Origin of the sequence: Polynucleobacter sp. MWH-UH35A (assembly GCF_018687075.1) — a bacterium.
GTDB lineage: Bacteria > Pseudomonadota > Gammaproteobacteria > Burkholderiales > Burkholderiaceae > Polynucleobacter.
On sequence record NZ_CP061285.1, the window covers coordinates 305865 to 322329 of the forward strand.

The 16465-nt window shown below is 38.6% G+C and carries 15 protein-coding genes; 13 read left to right on the plus strand and 2 right to left on the minus strand.

Features of this window, described 5'->3' with window-relative positions; translation table 11 throughout:
- Positions 1-5 precede the first annotated feature (5 nt).
- The 10 genes from ICV36_RS01685 (at position 6) to ICV36_RS01730 (ending at position 10265) form a co-directional block, all read left to right on the plus strand.
- Positions 6-1037, plus strand: a complete 1032-nt coding sequence (locus ICV36_RS01685) for an NAD(P)-dependent oxidoreductase (RefSeq protein ID WP_215400826.1) — start codon at positions 6-8, stop codon at positions 1035-1037.
- Positions 1021-1830, plus strand: coding sequence for a transketolase (locus tag ICV36_RS01690; RefSeq protein ID WP_215400827.1), 810 nt, complete (start codon positions 1021-1023; stop codon positions 1828-1830). The genes ICV36_RS01685 and ICV36_RS01690 overlap by 17 nt, the downstream gene beginning before the upstream one ends.
- Positions 1823-2707 carry a transketolase family protein gene (locus tag ICV36_RS01695; RefSeq protein ID WP_215400828.1) on the plus strand — a complete coding sequence of 295 codons (885 nt, stop codon included), beginning with the start codon at positions 1823-1825 and terminating at the stop codon, positions 2705-2707. Before ICV36_RS01690 ends, ICV36_RS01695 begins: the two co-directional genes overlap by 8 nt.
- 130 nt (positions 2708-2837) lie before the next feature.
- Positions 2838-4232 (plus strand): lipopolysaccharide biosynthesis protein, encoded by a 1395-nt coding sequence (locus ICV36_RS01700; RefSeq protein WP_215400829.1) that lies wholly within the window; start codon positions 2838-2840, stop codon positions 4230-4232.
- 155 nt (positions 4233-4387) lie between these two features.
- Positions 4388-5227 carry a glycosyltransferase gene (locus ICV36_RS01705; protein ID WP_215400830.1) on the plus strand — a complete coding sequence of 280 codons (840 nt, stop codon included), beginning with the start codon at positions 4388-4390 and terminating at the stop codon, positions 5225-5227.
- Positions 5220-6251, plus strand: coding sequence for a glycosyltransferase (locus ICV36_RS01710; RefSeq protein ID WP_215400831.1), 1032 nt, complete (start codon positions 5220-5222; stop codon positions 6249-6251). Before ICV36_RS01705 ends, ICV36_RS01710 begins: the two co-directional genes overlap by 8 nt.
- 5 nt (positions 6252-6256) lie before the next feature.
- Positions 6257-7288 (plus strand): glycosyltransferase family 10 domain-containing protein, encoded by a 1032-nt coding sequence (locus tag ICV36_RS01715; RefSeq protein WP_215400832.1) that lies wholly within the window; start codon positions 6257-6259, stop codon positions 7286-7288.
- Positions 7289-7309: 21 nt separating this feature from the next.
- Positions 7310-8155 (plus strand): glycosyltransferase family 2 protein, encoded by an 846-nt coding sequence (locus ICV36_RS01720; RefSeq protein WP_215400833.1) that lies wholly within the window; start codon positions 7310-7312, stop codon positions 8153-8155.
- A 42-nt stretch (positions 8156-8197) separates the two neighbouring features.
- Positions 8198-9028: a glycosyltransferase gene (locus ICV36_RS01725; protein ID WP_215400834.1), complete on the plus strand. Its 831-nt coding sequence runs from the start codon at positions 8198-8200 to the stop codon at positions 9026-9028.
- Between the two features lie 121 nt (positions 9029-9149).
- Positions 9150-10265 carry a glycosyltransferase gene (locus ICV36_RS01730; protein WP_215400835.1) on the plus strand — a complete coding sequence of 372 codons (1116 nt, stop codon included), beginning with the start codon at positions 9150-9152 and terminating at the stop codon, positions 10263-10265.
- A gap of 57 nt (positions 10266-10322) precedes the next feature.
- Here the strand turns inward: ICV36_RS01730 and ICV36_RS01735 are convergent, their stop codons facing one another.
- Both ICV36_RS01735 and ICV36_RS01740 read right to left on the minus strand, forming a co-directional pair.
- Positions 10323-11519: an oligosaccharide flippase family protein gene (locus ICV36_RS01735; protein WP_215400836.1), complete on the minus strand. Its 1197-nt coding sequence runs from the start codon at positions 11517-11519 to the stop codon at positions 10323-10325.
- Positions 11520-11625: 106 nt separating this feature from the next.
- Complete coding sequence (locus ICV36_RS01740; RefSeq protein ID WP_371743206.1) at positions 11626-12696, minus strand: glycosyltransferase; 1071 nt, start codon at positions 12694-12696, stop codon at positions 11626-11628.
- Positions 12697-13093: 397 nt separating this feature from the next.
- On the opposite strand from ICV36_RS01740, the gene ICV36_RS01745 reads away from it, so the two are divergent.
- The 3 genes from ICV36_RS01745 to ICV36_RS01755 all read left to right on the plus strand — a co-directional run bounded on the left by ICV36_RS01745 (position 13094) and on the right by ICV36_RS01755 (position 16460).
- Positions 13094-14041: a glycosyltransferase family 2 protein gene (locus tag ICV36_RS01745; RefSeq protein WP_215400838.1), complete on the plus strand. Its 948-nt coding sequence runs from the start codon at positions 13094-13096 to the stop codon at positions 14039-14041.
- Positions 14038-15297 (plus strand): hypothetical protein, encoded by a 1260-nt coding sequence (locus tag ICV36_RS01750; protein ID WP_215400839.1) that lies wholly within the window; start codon positions 14038-14040, stop codon positions 15295-15297. The genes ICV36_RS01745 and ICV36_RS01750 overlap by 4 nt, the downstream gene beginning before the upstream one ends.
- A 77-nt stretch (positions 15298-15374) precedes the next feature.
- Positions 15375-16460, plus strand: a complete 1086-nt coding sequence (locus tag ICV36_RS01755) for a glycosyltransferase family 4 protein (RefSeq protein ID WP_215400840.1) — start codon at positions 15375-15377, stop codon at positions 16458-16460.
- Positions 16461-16465 lie beyond the last annotated feature (5 nt).

The following is a 16465-nucleotide window of genomic DNA, read 5'->3' on the forward strand; positions in this document are numbered from 1 at the left end:
AGTATTTGTGCCCCCCTGAAGATCTTACTCAAATTAATGAGGCCCTAAGACCTGAGTTTGAAAAACTTAGAAGTAAGGTGATTTTTATATCGGGGGCGACAGGATTTATTGGAAAAAATATCCTTGAGTCCATTCTATGGATTAATGAAAAAAATAATTTAGATTTAAAAATATTTGCAATATCTAGAGATCCAAAATCATTTTTTTCTAAGTACCCACATTTTCAAATGCATGCATGCTTTGAGCTCTTCAAAGCTGATATTCGTGATGAAATAGATTCGCTTCCTGTCGAAAAAATTGATTTTGTGATTCATGCCGCGACTGATGTAGTGAGACAAAAAAATTTAATCGATATTCTTGGTGCCTGTGTCGACGGTACAAATAACATTCTTTCCTTTGCTGGGAAAAGGGGTTGTCAAAGTTTTTTATTGCTAAGTTCCGGTGCGGTATATGGAAATTCTCCTGTTTCTGCTGATGGGCTTGAAGAAAGTCAGTGTGGGGGCGTTGACCTGCAATCCTCAAAGTCTGCATATGCCTTGGGAAAACAACTCTCAGAGTGGATTACCTATCAGTCAAGAGCTGATTTGATGCAGGTAAAGGTGGCAAGATGCTTTGCTTTCGTGGGCCCATATTTGCCGCTAGACCAGCACTTTGCAATTGGTAATTTTATTAAATCGTCTCTGCTTGATGAGGATATAGAAATTAAAGGTGATGGCACCCCTCTCAGAACATATCTATATACATCTGATTTGTGTGTGTGGCTTTTAAAAATTCTAGTTAATGGTTTACCAGATACGGTACTCAATGTAGGTGGCGATCAAGTATTTTCTATTGAAGAGTTAGCCTATCTCGTTAAGGAGGTAGTCAATCCTAATATTCAGGTCAAAGTTCATCAGCCCCCTAATGGAATTTCTGATAGATATATACCTAATATAAATAAAATTGCTAGTGAGATGGATCTGCGCCCGACGATCCAACTAAGAGAAGCCATTAGCAAGACCGTTAATTGGAATATGAAATATGCCCATATCAAGTAAAGAGCTATCTAAACAGATCAGAGTAAGTGCTTTAAAAATGGTTACCAAGGCCAAGGCTTCGCATATTGGAAGCGCATTATCGATTGCGGATATAGTGGCTGTGCTGTATGCAGATATATTAAATGTGTCGCCAAAGAATTCTAAAGATAGCGTAAGAGATCGATTGATCCTAAGCAAAGGGCATGCTTGTGTAGCCGTGTATGCCGCATTGGCTGAAATAGGCTTTTTTCCAAAAAAAGATTTGGAAAGTTATGGTGATAACTATTCCGCTTTAATGAACCATATTAGCCATAAAGTTCCTGGCGTTGAGTTTTCTACTGGCGCTCTTGGACACGGCCTTCCATTTGGTGTGGGTAAGGCACTTTTTGCTAAGAAGAAGAAATTAGATTGGCGTGTTTTTGTTATCCTTAGTGATGGTGAGCTAGATGAGGGCAGCAATTGGGAGGCGCTGATGTTTGCCGCTCATCATCAGCTTGATAACCTAACCATGATTATTGATTACAACAAGCTGCAAAGCTTGACTAGTATTGAAAAGACTTTGGGCCTAGAGCCTCTTGCGGATAAATTTAAGGCATTTGGAGCGCATGTAATTGATTTGGATGGCCACGATCATTTGGCCTTAACCAAAAATTTGCAGGCACCGGAGGTTGGGAAGCCTAAAGCGATCATTGCCCACACAATAAAAGGTAGGGGTGTTAGCTTCATGGAGAACCAGGTAATTTGGCACTATCGTAGTCCAAATGAAGATCAGCTTGCTCAAGCTCTCAAAGAAATCGAGGCTCACTATGCGTAACGCGTTTATTGAAGAGTTAGTAGAGCTTGCGAAGACAAATTCGAATATTGTATTAATGGTTGGGGATTTGGGTTTTTCTGTTGTCGAGCCATTTCAAGATGCTTATCCAGACAGATTTTTTAATGCTGGCGTAGCAGAGCAAAATATGATGAGTATGGCTGCGGGCTTGGCATCTGAGGGTTGTCATGCGTTTGTTTATTCAATTGCTAACTTCCCCACTTTTAGGTGTGCTGAACAAATTAGAAATGACGTTGCCTATCATCAGCTGCCAGTAACTATAGTAGCCGTTGGTGGAGGTTTAGCATATGGAAACTTGGGTTACTCACATCATGCTGTGCAGGACTATGCCCTCATGAGATCCATGCCTAATATGCTGATTTCAGCGCCCGGCGATCCTATGGAGGTGCGAGCTTGTTTGCGGTATTTAACTAGCCACCCTCAGCCATCCTATTTAAGACTTGGAAAGGCTGGGGAGTTATGTCTTCATGACTCAGTCCCGTCAATAGAGCCAGGGATATGGCAGAGAATTACTAATAGCAGTGGTCCGAAAAATAGAGCCATCTTAGCAACTGGTAATGGTTTGCAAATTGCCAAAAATTGGCAGCAAGGAGGTCAATATCTCGACCACGATTTATACAGCCTGCCGCTATGGGGTATAACTCAAAAAAATCTCCAGACAAATCAAGTGGAAAAATTTGAGAAACTTGTGACAGTGGAAGATCACTTGTTAGATGCCGGCTTTGGTAGTTGGATGCTCGAATCTTTAATTAATGAACCTAAGCTAATTGAGAGGTTAGCGTTAAAAGCACTTGATCCAAGTGTATGCGGATTAGTTGCAAGTCAAAATGAATTACATAAAGCTAGTAATTTAGAGTGATATTAAAACTGCAAATAGTTTATCTTCAAAGATTCTCTGTGAAAATTACATCTGATTACTTATAAATTTAGAAAATATAATTGACTGGTAAGAATTGATTAAAGTAATCCTTGGAAGACTACTGCAGTTCATGCTTGCATTAGCAATGATGCGTGCTGGCACTACACTGTTGTCTCCGCCAGAGATGGGGAAGGTGTCGTTAGTTGTTGCTACCGCTGGATTCTTCACACTTTTTCTGATTAATCCTGTTGGCATGTTTATTAATCGTCGTTTGCATGCATGGTATTTCAGTGGTGCGGCAAAATACTATTTATGGCGATATTCGTTGTATTTGGTATTTATCGCTTTTATTGCTGCCATATTGGTAGCTCTCTTGAATGTAGACAATATTTTAAGCATTGGAATTTCACTTCCATGGTTGATTACTTTGGTATGTGGTTCTTTAATAATTAATACGATAAATCAAACTTCCATCCCATCTCTAAATATGTTGGGATTTAGCAAAGAATTTTTAGTTCTATCGCTTGCAACGACCCTAGCCAGTTTTATTGGTGCAATTTTATTAGCTAGTGCAATAGAGTTAAGTGCGCAATATTGGCTTCTGGGTATTTTATTTGGCCAAGCAATTTTTGCATTTCTGGGCTCAAAAGTCTTATGCGATAAGCTGCAAACTAAAAGTTTAGTATATGCACCCCTTGGTATCAGCAGGCAAAATCTCAATAACTTATTTCATTTTGCATGGCCGGTTTCCATTGCAGCTGGCTTAGGCTGGGCTCAGAGTCAAGGTTATCGCTATCTCATGGGGGATCAATTGGGGTTGATGCAGTTGGGTTTGTTTGTGGCTGGTTACGGCATTAGTGCTGGCATTATTGCCGCATTTGAATCGATATTGACTACGTATTTTCAGCCAATGTTGTATCGAGATGCAAATACAATCTCCGCAAGCAATCAAGCTCAGGCATGGAATAGGTATGCTGTCGTTGTTATTCCGTCGCTCTTATTGACTGCTGCATTTGTCATTGCCACTTCGTCTGAGTTAACTCAGTTGTTATTGGGTCCTAATTTCCAAGGCGCCTCAAATTTTGTAATCTGGGGAGCTTTGGCAGAGTTGTCGAGGGCATTGGTAGGTGTTTATACACTAATTGCACACATATTTACGCGCACCAGAATGCTCATTATTCCCGGGTTAATTGGAGCCATTTTCTCAGTTGGATTATGCGTAATATTAGTGCCTACATATGGGGGGGTTGGTGCGGGTATAGGTTTGGCCGTTTCTGGATTTTTAATGCTTTTAATCTTTCATATATTGTTTGTAAAAAATGTTGGTGGAGTAGTCTGTTCTTCTAAAATATTGGTTGCTATATTGTTTTCCCTAATAATGTGGGTAGTGTCGAATTTATTTCATTATTTTATAGAAAATACCACCTGGATAATTACCATTGAATTTCTAGGTTTTATGGGGTTAATTTATCTATCAATGCAATATTATTTTCTGCAAGAGCACTTAAAAATGGGGGGAGCGTGAAAATTTTAGTTGTATGTATGAAGCATGGCTACGGCGACCCCAGCAGAGAGCTTTCATTCGAGTACTTTAATTTTTATCTAACTCTAAAGCAAATGGGTTATGAAGTAGAGCTATTTGACTACCTGTCTGAGATTAAGGTATTGGGAAAATGTGCAATGAATCAAAAATTGCTCAAATTAGTTCAAGAGTGGAAACCGGCAATCACCCTCTTTTCTTTATATACTGATCAGTTTAATCCAGAGGTTGTGGATGAACTGCGCCGATATACCAAAACGATTTGCTTTTTCCATGATGACACGTGGAGAGTTGATTATTCTCGGTTTTGGGCAAAACAATTTGACTTCTTTACTACCCCAGACTTTTACGGTGAGCGCAAATATCGTGAAATTGGCTTGCCAAATGCAATTTATTTTCCTTTTGGGTGCAATGAAAAGATTTCTCGTAACTTAGAGATCCCCAAAAAATATGATGTGTCATTTGTTGGTGGATGGCACCCTCATCGGGAATGGTTAATTAAGCGAATCAAAAAAGCGGGCATTAAAGTGGAGGTATTTGGCTATGGTTGGCCTAATGGTGAAATTGATCAAGAGGGCATGATTCGGGTGTTTAATGAAAGCCGAATTAATTTGAATCTTACAAACTCATCCTCATGGGATGTTAGATATCTAACATCCTCTTTGCACGCCATCAAAAGTAGCTTGCGTAGCAAGAAAACTATTGAGCAGTTAAAGGCAAGGATATTTGAGGTGAATGGGTGTAATGCTTTTCAGCTCTCATACTTTGTGGAGGGGTTGGCTAACTGCTATGAAATTGATAAAGAAATTGCGGTATATGTCGATGTAAATGATTTGATTGATAAGATCAAATTTTATTTGGCTCATGACGAATTGCGAGAATCTATTGCGCAGGCTGCTTATTCTCGTACTATTCGTAATCACACCTTTGCCCAGCGTTTTAATGTGGTTTTTCAAAGAATGGGCTTACCAAATGCTTGATGAGTCACCTTTAGTCTGTATTTGCATCCCTACATTTAATGTTGCGGTAACAGTAAAAGAGACGCTTGACTCTATCGTGGCCCAAACCTATCAAAATACGGTTATCCATATTTCAGATAACGCATCTACAGATGGTACGGTTAATGTTGTTAAATCTGTTCCGGATAAGCGGATTCAGATCCACTGTAATAGCGAAAATGTAGGTGGCGAAGGCAATTTCACTAGATGCATTGAACTGGCTGAAGGCAAGTACACCGCAATATTTCATGCGGATGATTTATACAATCCCGAGATGGTTTCAAGACAAGTTGACTTTCTTGAATCTAATCCCAATATTTGCGCAGTATTTACTGCGGCACACACAATTGATGAGAATGGGACTTTACTTTCAGAAATTTTAGCGCCGCCTTTTTGCAAAAAAGGGGATACTGCAATATATGATTTCAAAAATTTATTAAAAACAATCTTACTGCGTCGTAATTTTCTGGTTTGCCCTAGTGCTATGGTTAAAACAGAAACTTATAAAAATGTAATTAGACAGTGGGGTAGTAGTTTATTCAATTCAGCTTCCGATGTTGATACATGGTTAAGGCTTGCTAGTAGTGCACCCATAGCGGTAATTAATGAGCCACTCATGCGATATAGGATTAGTCAACTTCAGTATTCGGATAAGATTCGAAAAAGAACTAGTAAGACAGATTTTTTTCTCGTAATGGATCATTACTTATCTATACCAGAAGTAGTAAAAATATTGTCAAAAGAAGATTTTCGACATTATGGCTGGCTGTTGCGTCATGAAAATGTAGCTTGTGCATCTAATTTATTGGCAAATGGAGAGTCATTGGAAGCTAAGAATCTTCTGAAGGGTCTGATATGTTGGGATTCTCTCAATGCGGCAATTTCAACGCGCCTAGGATTTAAAACCCTGGCGGGCGGTATTTTTTTGAAGATGATGATTTTTCTTAGTTTATCGAATAAATCTTATAGGTTTCTAAATAAACTTAAAAATAATGAGCGCGGGTGAGGTATATGAAAAATCTCAGACAATCCGTTTTAATAAATCCCCCCTCTGAACATTTTGTAAATAACAAACTCTTTGATTTATCTGATCTGCGATTAAACCGCGATGGAACCTTATTACCATTTCATCGGTTGAAGCATGAATTAAGCATTAAAAATATTTCGATCAATACTCCCGACCTATTGTCGAGTGGCGGTATTAGGGATGCTAAACATTGCTATTATTCTTTGGGAATACTGGAAGAGCCCTTTTCTCAGCCCGAAAATAATGAAATTGAGCTTAAAGGTTTTTTGATTATGGAGCCACCAGTAGTGGCGCCAGAGCTATACGAAGCTTTGCCTGAGTTGACAAGGAAATTTGATAAGGTCTATGTTCACAATACAGTAGGTGATGGATACTCTCTAAACGGAGTTGATCAGACTAGACTAGAAAAATTATATTGGCCTCAGCCCTATTGGGGCATTTTGGAGAAATTTTGGGGGCGGACCAAGCGTCTTAAAAGGATTGTGGTGATCAATGGCAATCATAAGCCTAAAAAAATGAACCATGAGCTTTACAGTAAGCGTATTTATGCAATGGCCACTTTGTTCAAGTTTAATATAGTTGATTTATATGGGCGGGGATGGGGGCGTTGGTGGTCTCGAACTTCATTCTGGTTACCTTACTGGCTTCACCTCAGTAAATTAATGTCAATCTATAAGGGCGAATGCGAATCAAAATATGAGGTCTTGAGTAATTACCAATACAGTCTCTGTTTTGAGAATATGGAAATGAAGGGTTATGTTTCAGAAAAGATATTTGATTGTTTTTATGCTGGGACTATTCCAATCTATTGGGGAGCACCAGATATTAACTCATTGATTCCTCCGAAACTCTTTATTGATGCCAGACAATTTTCTTCATGGGGCGAGCTATGGAAAAAGGTCAGTTCCATTAGTGATCAAGACCTCCAAGACATGCGTAATGAAACTAGAGTCTTTTTAACAAGCGATATTTTTTTAAAATATTACAATTCTCTAGCAAATATCGTGGAGCAATAGTGTCGCTAGATTAAAAATGAAATGTCAATTTTCTCTAGCCATATGATGAATGCTGCCGCCCCAGTTACAGTAGTCATTCCATGCTACAGGTGTTTGTCGACAGTCTCTCGTGCAGTTGAGTCAGTGATGGCGCAAACGATGCTTCCAGCAGAAATTATTCTTATTGATGACTGCAGCATGGACGGCACTTTAGATCTTCTATACCAATTGCAAGCTCGCCATCAAGATCGCATTCAGGTTGTTGCTCTAGATCAAAATCTTGGTGTATCTTTTGCACGCAATATGGGCTGGAAATATGCAAAGTATCCTTATATTGCGTTTCTTGATTCTGATGATGCATGGCATTGTAGAAAAATTGAAATTCAATACGGTTATATGCGTACTCATCCAGACGTTGAGCTTAGTGGTCACGAGTTTAGAATTCTTTTGCCGCAAGACGGGCTCCCAGATTGGCATCTAAATGCGGAGTCTGATGTAATTTCAATTAGCAAGGAAGGTCTTTTGTTATCCAACCCTTTTATTACGCCATCAGTCATGTTACGTAGAGATATTGTTCAGCGCTTTATTGAAAATCGCCGCCATATGGAGGATCATATGCTTTGGCTGGACATTTTTTTTAGTGGTGCAAAAGTATTAAAACTTAAAGTGCCATTGGCCGCAACTTATAAGAAGTCTTTTGGTGAGACAGGTTTAAGCTCTCAACTCTTGGAGATGCAAATGGGGGATCTAGATAACTATAAGAATCTTTTGAAAATGAAATATATTAATTATTTTCAATGGATGCTTCTTTGCGTTTATTCTTGGTGTAAATTCGTACGTCGCCTGATTATTTCTAAGGCTTATTTAATTTTAAGATCTACTTCATAATTTACTGCTGTAAAGAATAAAAATGCATATCCATGGTGACAATTGAATAATCATAAAATTACGGCATCAATCGTCTTGTACAACACGGCAGGAGTCCTAATTAATAGACTTCTTGCCTGTATCCACAATTCAGGCTGTATCGATGCAATTTTTATAGTTGATAATTCTCCCGAGCCCAATCAGCAGCTCGTCTTTGAGGATCTTCCAGTTGAATATATCCGAACCCAAAGAAATATAGGCTATGGCTCCGGGCATAATATTGCACTCAAAAAGGCTATAAAATTAGGTTCAGATTTTCATTTTATTTTTAATCCAGATATATCTTTTGGGGAGTCTGAACTTCAAAAAATGATTTCTCGGATTTGTGATGACAAAGAAATTGGGCAGCTGATGCCTAAAGTCATTAATCCCGATGGGAGCCTGCAGTATCTATGTAAGCTGCTTCCGATACCCTTGGACTTGGTGTTAAGGCGCTTTGCTATAGGGCCCCTGAAGAGGATCGCAAAAGCGAGGGCTGATAAATTTGAGCTTCGTTTTACTGGCTACAAAAAAGAAATGAACGTGCCATTTCTATCGGGCTGTTTTATGCTGTTTCGTGTGAGTGCATTACAAAAAATTGGTTTATTTGATGAATCCTTCTTTATGTATGGAGAGGATATAGATCTAACAAGGCGAATGCATTCCAAGTACAAAACTATTTTCTTTCCAGGCGCTGTAGTGATTCATGACCATGCAAGGGAATCCTATAAAAATATCAAGATGCTATGGATACATAGCGTTAATGTAGGTAAATATTTCAATAAATGGGGTTGGTTTCTAGATCCCGATAGAAAAAAAATGAATGCTGCAGTTATTAACTCATTAGGGAAATAATCAGCTCTTAATCACCATTGAGATACTTCTTAAATGGGTGTAACTTTTATAGCTACTATATATAGATTTCTTAAATTAGCCTAAAATTAAGCCTTACATTATCTAAAGCTCACAAGATTACATGTCCGTTCTAGCAATTTCATTTCTTATTTCATTAGCGGTCAACTTGTGGATTGTTAGATACAGTCATTTGCATGCCCGATACACGGCTGATTCAGATTTACTTGGGATTCAGAAGTTTCATGTCTCAGCTGTACCCCGCATCGGCGGGTTGGCAATATTAATCGCAGTTTTGGCGGCTCTCCTAGTTCGTCATTTTCAGAATGTTGAAGTCGGATCTTTTGGGTTACTCCTAGCGGCTGCCTCGCTACCAGCTTTTATATCGGGCTTGGCCGAGGACGTCACCAAAAAAGTCGGAGTTCGCTTTCGCTTATTGGCAACCATGGTCTCTGCAGGTCTTGCCGGTTATTTGCTTCATGCGTGGTTAACAAGTGTGCAGATATTGGGTTTAGATAATTTAATGCTGACTTACCCAGTTTTAGCCATTGTCATTACTTGTGTAGCGGTAGGAGGTGTGGCAAACGCTTTTAATATTATCGATGGATACAACGGCTTATCTTCTATGGTCGCGGTGATTATTTTATTGGGCATTACTTATGTAGCCTTTCAGGTGGGTGATCATGCAATCATGATTGCCTCAATAGCGATGATTGGTGCTTTGCTAGGCTTCCTTTTTTTAAACTACCCCCGAGGGTTAATTTTTCTAGGTGATGGGGGAGCGTATTTTGTAGGTTTTTGGATTGCTGAACTTTCAGTGCTTTTAACTGCCCGCCATCCTGAAGTGTCTAAGTGGTTTCCGCTTCTTCTCTGTTTCTACCCAATTTTTGAGACCCTCTTTTCGATTTATCGACGTGTCATTATTAAAAAGTCTCACCCTGGTATGCCGGATGCATCACATCTTCACCAGCTGATATATAGACGTGTTGTACGATGGTCAACAGGTGATGCGCAAGATTACTTAAGGGTACAGCGGAATGCCTTAACCTCGCCGTATTTATGGGTGCTGTGTTTATTGGCGGTAATCCCGGCTTTGTTATTCTGGAGGTATCACCTGTTATTGAAACTGTTTGCCCTAATATTCTCAATTAGTTACATTTGGCTTTATTGGTCAATCGTTCGATTTCGGGCACCGGAATTTCTCATCATCAATAATCCGAGCAATAGATCTGGTCGATAAGAATCAGGCAGCACATACCGCCTTAATAATCCCGTTTATTCTGATTCAGAAATTGTATTAGTGCTTTTTTCTTCTGAAGACGGCTATAGATAGGCCAATCATTAATATAAATTCTGTGGCAATACTGCTATAAGCCGCCGCCACCGTCCCATGTTCTGGGATAAAAAGGTAATTCAGGCTGATATTGCAAATTGCTGCCAATGTTGCAGTTGCTGCATAAGACTTTTCGAGGTTTAGAGCCAATGCAGTTTGTGTGAGCACCGTGTTTGGAATAAGCAGGACAATCATCCAGCCCAAGATAGGTAAAAAGCCTGCCGCTTGATCGTATTGCACCCCATAAGTTATTTGCACTAGAGGGTATGCAATCCAATTTAGCAAAGCAAAGCCCGCTAAACCAAAAATTGCACTAACTAGTAGCGACTTAATAATGTACTTTGTTTGCAAGAGTTGCTCTTCATGTAGAAGGCGGACCTTGCGAAAGATGATGATTGAGATCGGGCTGGCCACTAATATAGCTGCCTCAATTAGGCGATAGGCTGCGGCATACTGGCCAATATTACTATCCGATATCTTAAAGCCTCTGAGCATAATCAAATCAGAGCGAAAATAAATAATCGTCGCCAAATCGATCCATAGTAGCGGCAATAGAGTGCGATACAGTTTGTGCTCTGATGATAGTAGGGGCTTTAGGAGCGGCTTAAACCGAAACCCTTCTTTAAAAAAGAGATTGGCGCATAAGGCTCCAGCAGCCCAAGTGAGTAGCAATTGCCATGCCTCAAAGTAGCCCAGAAAAACAGTGATAGCAATTAAGGTGGCAGTGAGTATTCGTTGCTTGAGTTGCCAAAGTGAGTCGGCCTTAAGGTTGCCATCACCTCTTAACATTGCGGAGGCATATTGTGTAATTACTGCGCCCCAAAAGCACCAAATAATCCCAAGACCAAGGTAAATCTGCCCAGGAAATGCAAGCAAGCAGATTAAGCTGGCCAATACCGCCGCCATGAGACAGTGCCCCATGGCAACATGTGGCAATAATCCATAGAGATTGCTGAGATGACCGCTTGGTTTAGTGCGTTCACGTGTGAGGAAATTACGAAGACCTCCATCCAATGCAATGGCAAGAATTGAACCAATTGCCAACGCTGTGGAGTACTGCCCAAAATTAGATGCCCCTACTTGTCTCGCAATAAAAAGACTTAGCGCAAAAGAAATGGCGCCGACCCCAACTGAAGAAATAAGTTGATAGAAGTAGTTCAAGATGCCTTACTTATCGATGAAGTGATTAATCGTATGCGCTCTCTCGATGATAGAGAATCTTTAATGAGAATCAGTATGACTTTCGATTCTGAAATTGAGAGGCGCTTTAATAATTCAGTAGTTTTTGGTAAAGCTCGAAATACGATTGTGACATTCTTTTTGCTGTAAATAAGGCTTCATAGCGTTTGCGAGCTCTTTCCCCCATCTTTTTTGCTTCTTCTGGGTGATTCCAAAGCCAGGTCATGGCGTTGGCTAGAGCTTTTGGATCGGCTGGAGGGGTTACTATTCCAGTTTCTTGATTGATATTAATATAGGTAGTACCCGTACCAATCTCACAAGAAATCAGCGGTTTGCTAAACATAGCCCCTTCTAATAGCGTAACTCCAAAAGCTTCAGAGCGAAGATGCGATGGGAAAATTATCCCATAACAGGCTTCCAATAATGCACTCTTATTTTCTTCGCTCACCTGACCTACAAAAAAAATATTTTTTAATTGGTATTTGAGGGTGTCTGCTTTTAATTCATCTTCGAGAGGGCCTGATCCCACGATCACAATGGGATAAGGAGCCTCTCTAGCCGCTTCAATAAGGAACTTGAGGCCTTTATAATAGCGGAATGCCCCAATAAAAAGAAAAAACTGTTCACCAAAACACTGTTTGTAGTAGTTAATAAGAGTTGCACAAGGTTTTGGATAGGTTTGATGATCTAAGCCAATCGGAATTACAGAGGTCTTATCTGCAAAGGATTGCAGCACACTGCTAGTCTGAAGATAATTTGGCGAAGTTGCAACAATATGATCAACTGAATTGAGAAATCGTAACTTAAGAGGGCGGTAGAGTTGCAAAAGTAGCTTTTGCCGAACAATGTCGGAATGGTAGGTCACTACACAAGGTTTGTTTGGTAAGGTCCAATGGTGAATAAAGTCGGCAAAGGGCCACGGAAAATGGTAATGAATTACATCAGCCTTGGCAGCAAGCCCCTTAAAAAGGTTGATGGATTGCCAAGAAAATCCGTTAGAGGCCAGCTCAAAATCGCGTTTAGCTGTAATCAGCTCATATCCGTGCAAAGGAGTGGGGCGCTCGGAGGGTGAATTACTTAGGGTCAGAAAGGTGTTTTCAATACCCAAAGCTGCAGTAGTGCGTGCGATCTGATCAATTGTCTGCTCGATGCCACCCACAGTCTCTGGCAAACTATTTTTGTAAAAGTGAAGAACTTTCATTTATTTTTAATGGCTAAAAATTTAATTTTAAAAATAAATAAACACATCAATTTTGACTACATAAAATAATAATAATTAAATTATATATGATGAAAAAAAATTGAGAGATCTTATCAATTAACCTTGTTCAACTTATGAGGGTTGCAGGTTGGTAAATTACAATTCAAATAGTTAATCAATATTAGCTTTATATAAATAATAATTGTATAATAATACATATAGAAAATTACTCCGCATGTAAAAACTTTCTTAAACAAACTATAGGCTAAGTGTAGAATTTATCATTTCCTTGATTAGGTTATTAGAGCCCTAAGGTAATTTATTAAAATAAGAAAAGTTCTGAAAATAGAAAATTATGAATAGTTCTAATTTAATTACAATAGTCGTGCCAACTTATGGAGAGGGTGAGAATGTCTCCCACCTTTATGAGGCTCTAGAAACTAATTTAGTATCTGTTTCCACGTCTTATGAGTTTAATTATATTTTTGTAAATGATGGCAGCATTGATGATACTTGTGACGTATTACGTGAGCTTGCAAAACTAGATAAAAAAGTAAAAGTTATTGACCTTTCTAGGAATTTCGGTAAGGAGATAGCTCTCACCGCTGGTGTACATGAGGCTTTAAGCAGTAAAGCAATAATTTGTCTAGATGCAGATATGCAGCACCCGCCAAATTTGATTCCTGACATGATTCAAAAATGGGAGAGTGGCGCTGAAATAGTTATTGCAATAAGAAAAGAGTCTGAGGATCAACCCATCTTTAGATGGCTTGGATCAAAAGTTTATTATTGGATAATAAATAAAATTTCCGAAGTCGAGATGACTCCCCAATCTACTGACTTCAGGCTTTATGACAATAAAGTTATTGAAGCTTTTAAACGTGCCACTGAGCGTCAAAGAATGTTTAGGGGGATAATGGATTGGCTTGGTTTTAAAAGAGAATATGTTTATTTTTCTGCTCCCAAAAGAATGTATGGTAGTGCAGGTTATTCTTACGCTAAGTTATTCAGTTTGGCAGTAAATAGCATAACTTCTTTCTCGCTATGGCCGCTAAAGATTGCCGGGTATCTTGGCCTATTATTAATTGTTATAGTGAGCGGAATCTTTTTGTATTTTCTTGGTTTTTATTTAATATATGGTGTTTTTATTATATCGCCTTTAGCAATAGTGGCATTGTTAAATACTCTTCTAATTGGCGTTGTTCTTGTGGCCATAGGTCTTGTGGCGCTATATGTGGGCTCCATACATACCGAGGTAATAAATAGACCGCTATACGTCGTTCGAGAAAAAATTAACTTTTGAAAAATAACGTTTCATTCATAAAAAATTCCATCTTACTAAGTAGTTCTTCATTTTTGGCGGGATTATTTGGGTATGGGTTTCAAATATTAATAGGAAGAAGTTTAAGTGTTGGGGATTATGCTGCATTTTCATCAGTCTTGGCGGTATCAGTCTTTCTAGTTTCCCCGATCAACGCGACGGTATTGATATATACGAGGAAAATATCAATTATTTCAGCGAGTGGCGCATTGGGCAGTGTATTAAAATTTTATAAGAAATTGCTAATAAATTTATTTTACGCATCCATCTTAATTCTATTTATAGGGTGGTTATTTTTCAAGCAGATATACGTATTTCTAAATTTTAAGTCGGCATATCAATATTATTTGACAATATTGATTACATCCATAAGCGCGGTTACCCTTATTAATATGGGTGTTATACATGGTCTGCAACAATTTAATCGTTATGCGGCCTTAACTGTTCTTTATCCATTTTTGAAGGCAGTATTTGCCCTTAGTTTTATCTTATTGGGATTTGAGCTTTATGGGGCGTTAACGGGAGTATTTATAGCCTCCATAGTAGTTTGTATAATCGGGTTTAAATTTATAGAGTCAGCGACTATAAATTCGATTTCTTCAGATCAAAAAATAAAACAAATAAAATATCTTCCTATATTAATCGCATCTATATGCTTGACCGCATTAACGCAGTTAGATGTAGTTATTGTCAATAAGTTTTTTGATAATAAGGAAGCTGGAATATTTGCTGCGGTATCTACATTGGGAAAATCAATTTTATATGTTTCGGGTGGCGTAATAGCTGCAATATATCCAGTTATTGCTAGAATGAGTGTCGCCTACCAGTCCACAAATTCGTTGTTTAAAATTGGATTCGCATCTATTTTTCTAGCATGTAGTTTAGGTGTTGTAATGTTCAAATTTTTTGGCGCCTTCATAATTACCATGTTATTTGGGGTATCGTATAGCGAGGCGGGAAACTTACTTTGGCTTTACTCTCTTGCAATCATGCCTATGGCTTTGACTATATTCTGTGAAAATTACATGATTGCCAAGGGCTCAGTAATATTTGCATGGCTATTTCTTGTGGCTGCACCTATTGAGATATTGGCAATATACCTATTTAGTAGCTCACTTTTAAACGTTATAACTATAATAGGTATCTCAAATTCGACGATATTGATATCTGGGTTAATGGCAATGTATATTAATTTTATTTATTCTAAAAGTAAGTTAATAGACGCATCAATCCAATAAATTTAATTGTCTTTTTCTATGACTTTAGCTAAACATTCCGTATTGTTTGAGAGATTTTCAGAATGAAAATTGTCTGGATGACTTGGAAAGATATGGGGCACCCTCAAGCGGGGGGTGCCGAGTTAGTTAATGAGGAATTGGCTAAAAGGTTGATATTGGAGGGTCATCAGGTTAAGTTTTTGGTGGGGGGGTGGCATAACTGCAAGGAGGAGGAGGAAAGGGATGGGTATCAAATTGTCAGGCTAGGCAGTAGATACACTGTATATCTAAAAGCGTTTTTTTATTTCCAAAGAAATTTAAAAGATTGGCCCGATCTTGTCATTGATGAGTGTAATACCATTCCCTTTTTCGCTAAATTTTACGTCAGTTGCAAAACTGTTTTTATGATTCAGCAGTTAGCGAGACAGGTGTGGTTTTATCAACTGCCATTTCCATTTTCACTTATTGGATATTTTTTGGAGCCCTTCTATTTGAGATTATTTAGGGATCAAAAAACATTTACATTTGCTGAATCTACTAAACAAGATTTGCTTGAACTTGGTTTCAAAGAAGATCTTATTAGGATAATATCCGAAACTTTTACAATAAATCCTGTTGAAAAAATTGAAGAAATTCAAAAGCCAGACAATCCAACAATTTTATTTTTTTCTGCATTGCGTGAAATGAAGCGCCCAGATCATGTCATTAAGGCATTTGAGCACGCAAAACCCAGGTTAAAAAATTTGAAATTGATTGTTGGCGGCGATGGTTTTGGGCGATATGCGGCTCGTGTAAAAAGAATGATTGCAAATTCTCCATATTCAGATGATATTCAATTCTTAGGTTCAATTCGTGATGAAAAATTGAAATGTAAAATAATGCAGTCGGCACACTATATTTGTTGCACCTCCGTTAGGGAAGGTTGGGGAATAATCGTTTCCGAAGCTGGTTCTCAGGGTACCCCGGCAATTGTTTATGACATACATGGACTTAGGGATGCTGTTGAAAATGGGCTGGCTGGAATTATTGTTAAGAAAAATTCACCCGAAAGTATGGCTGAATCAATTATTTCGGCGTTTCAGGATCATCAGCAATACGGAAATATTCAATTTAAAGCACACAAGCTGGCTTGCTCTGTAAATATTTCTAGAACCTACGACATATTTTTTAATTTTCTAAAGTAAGGCGA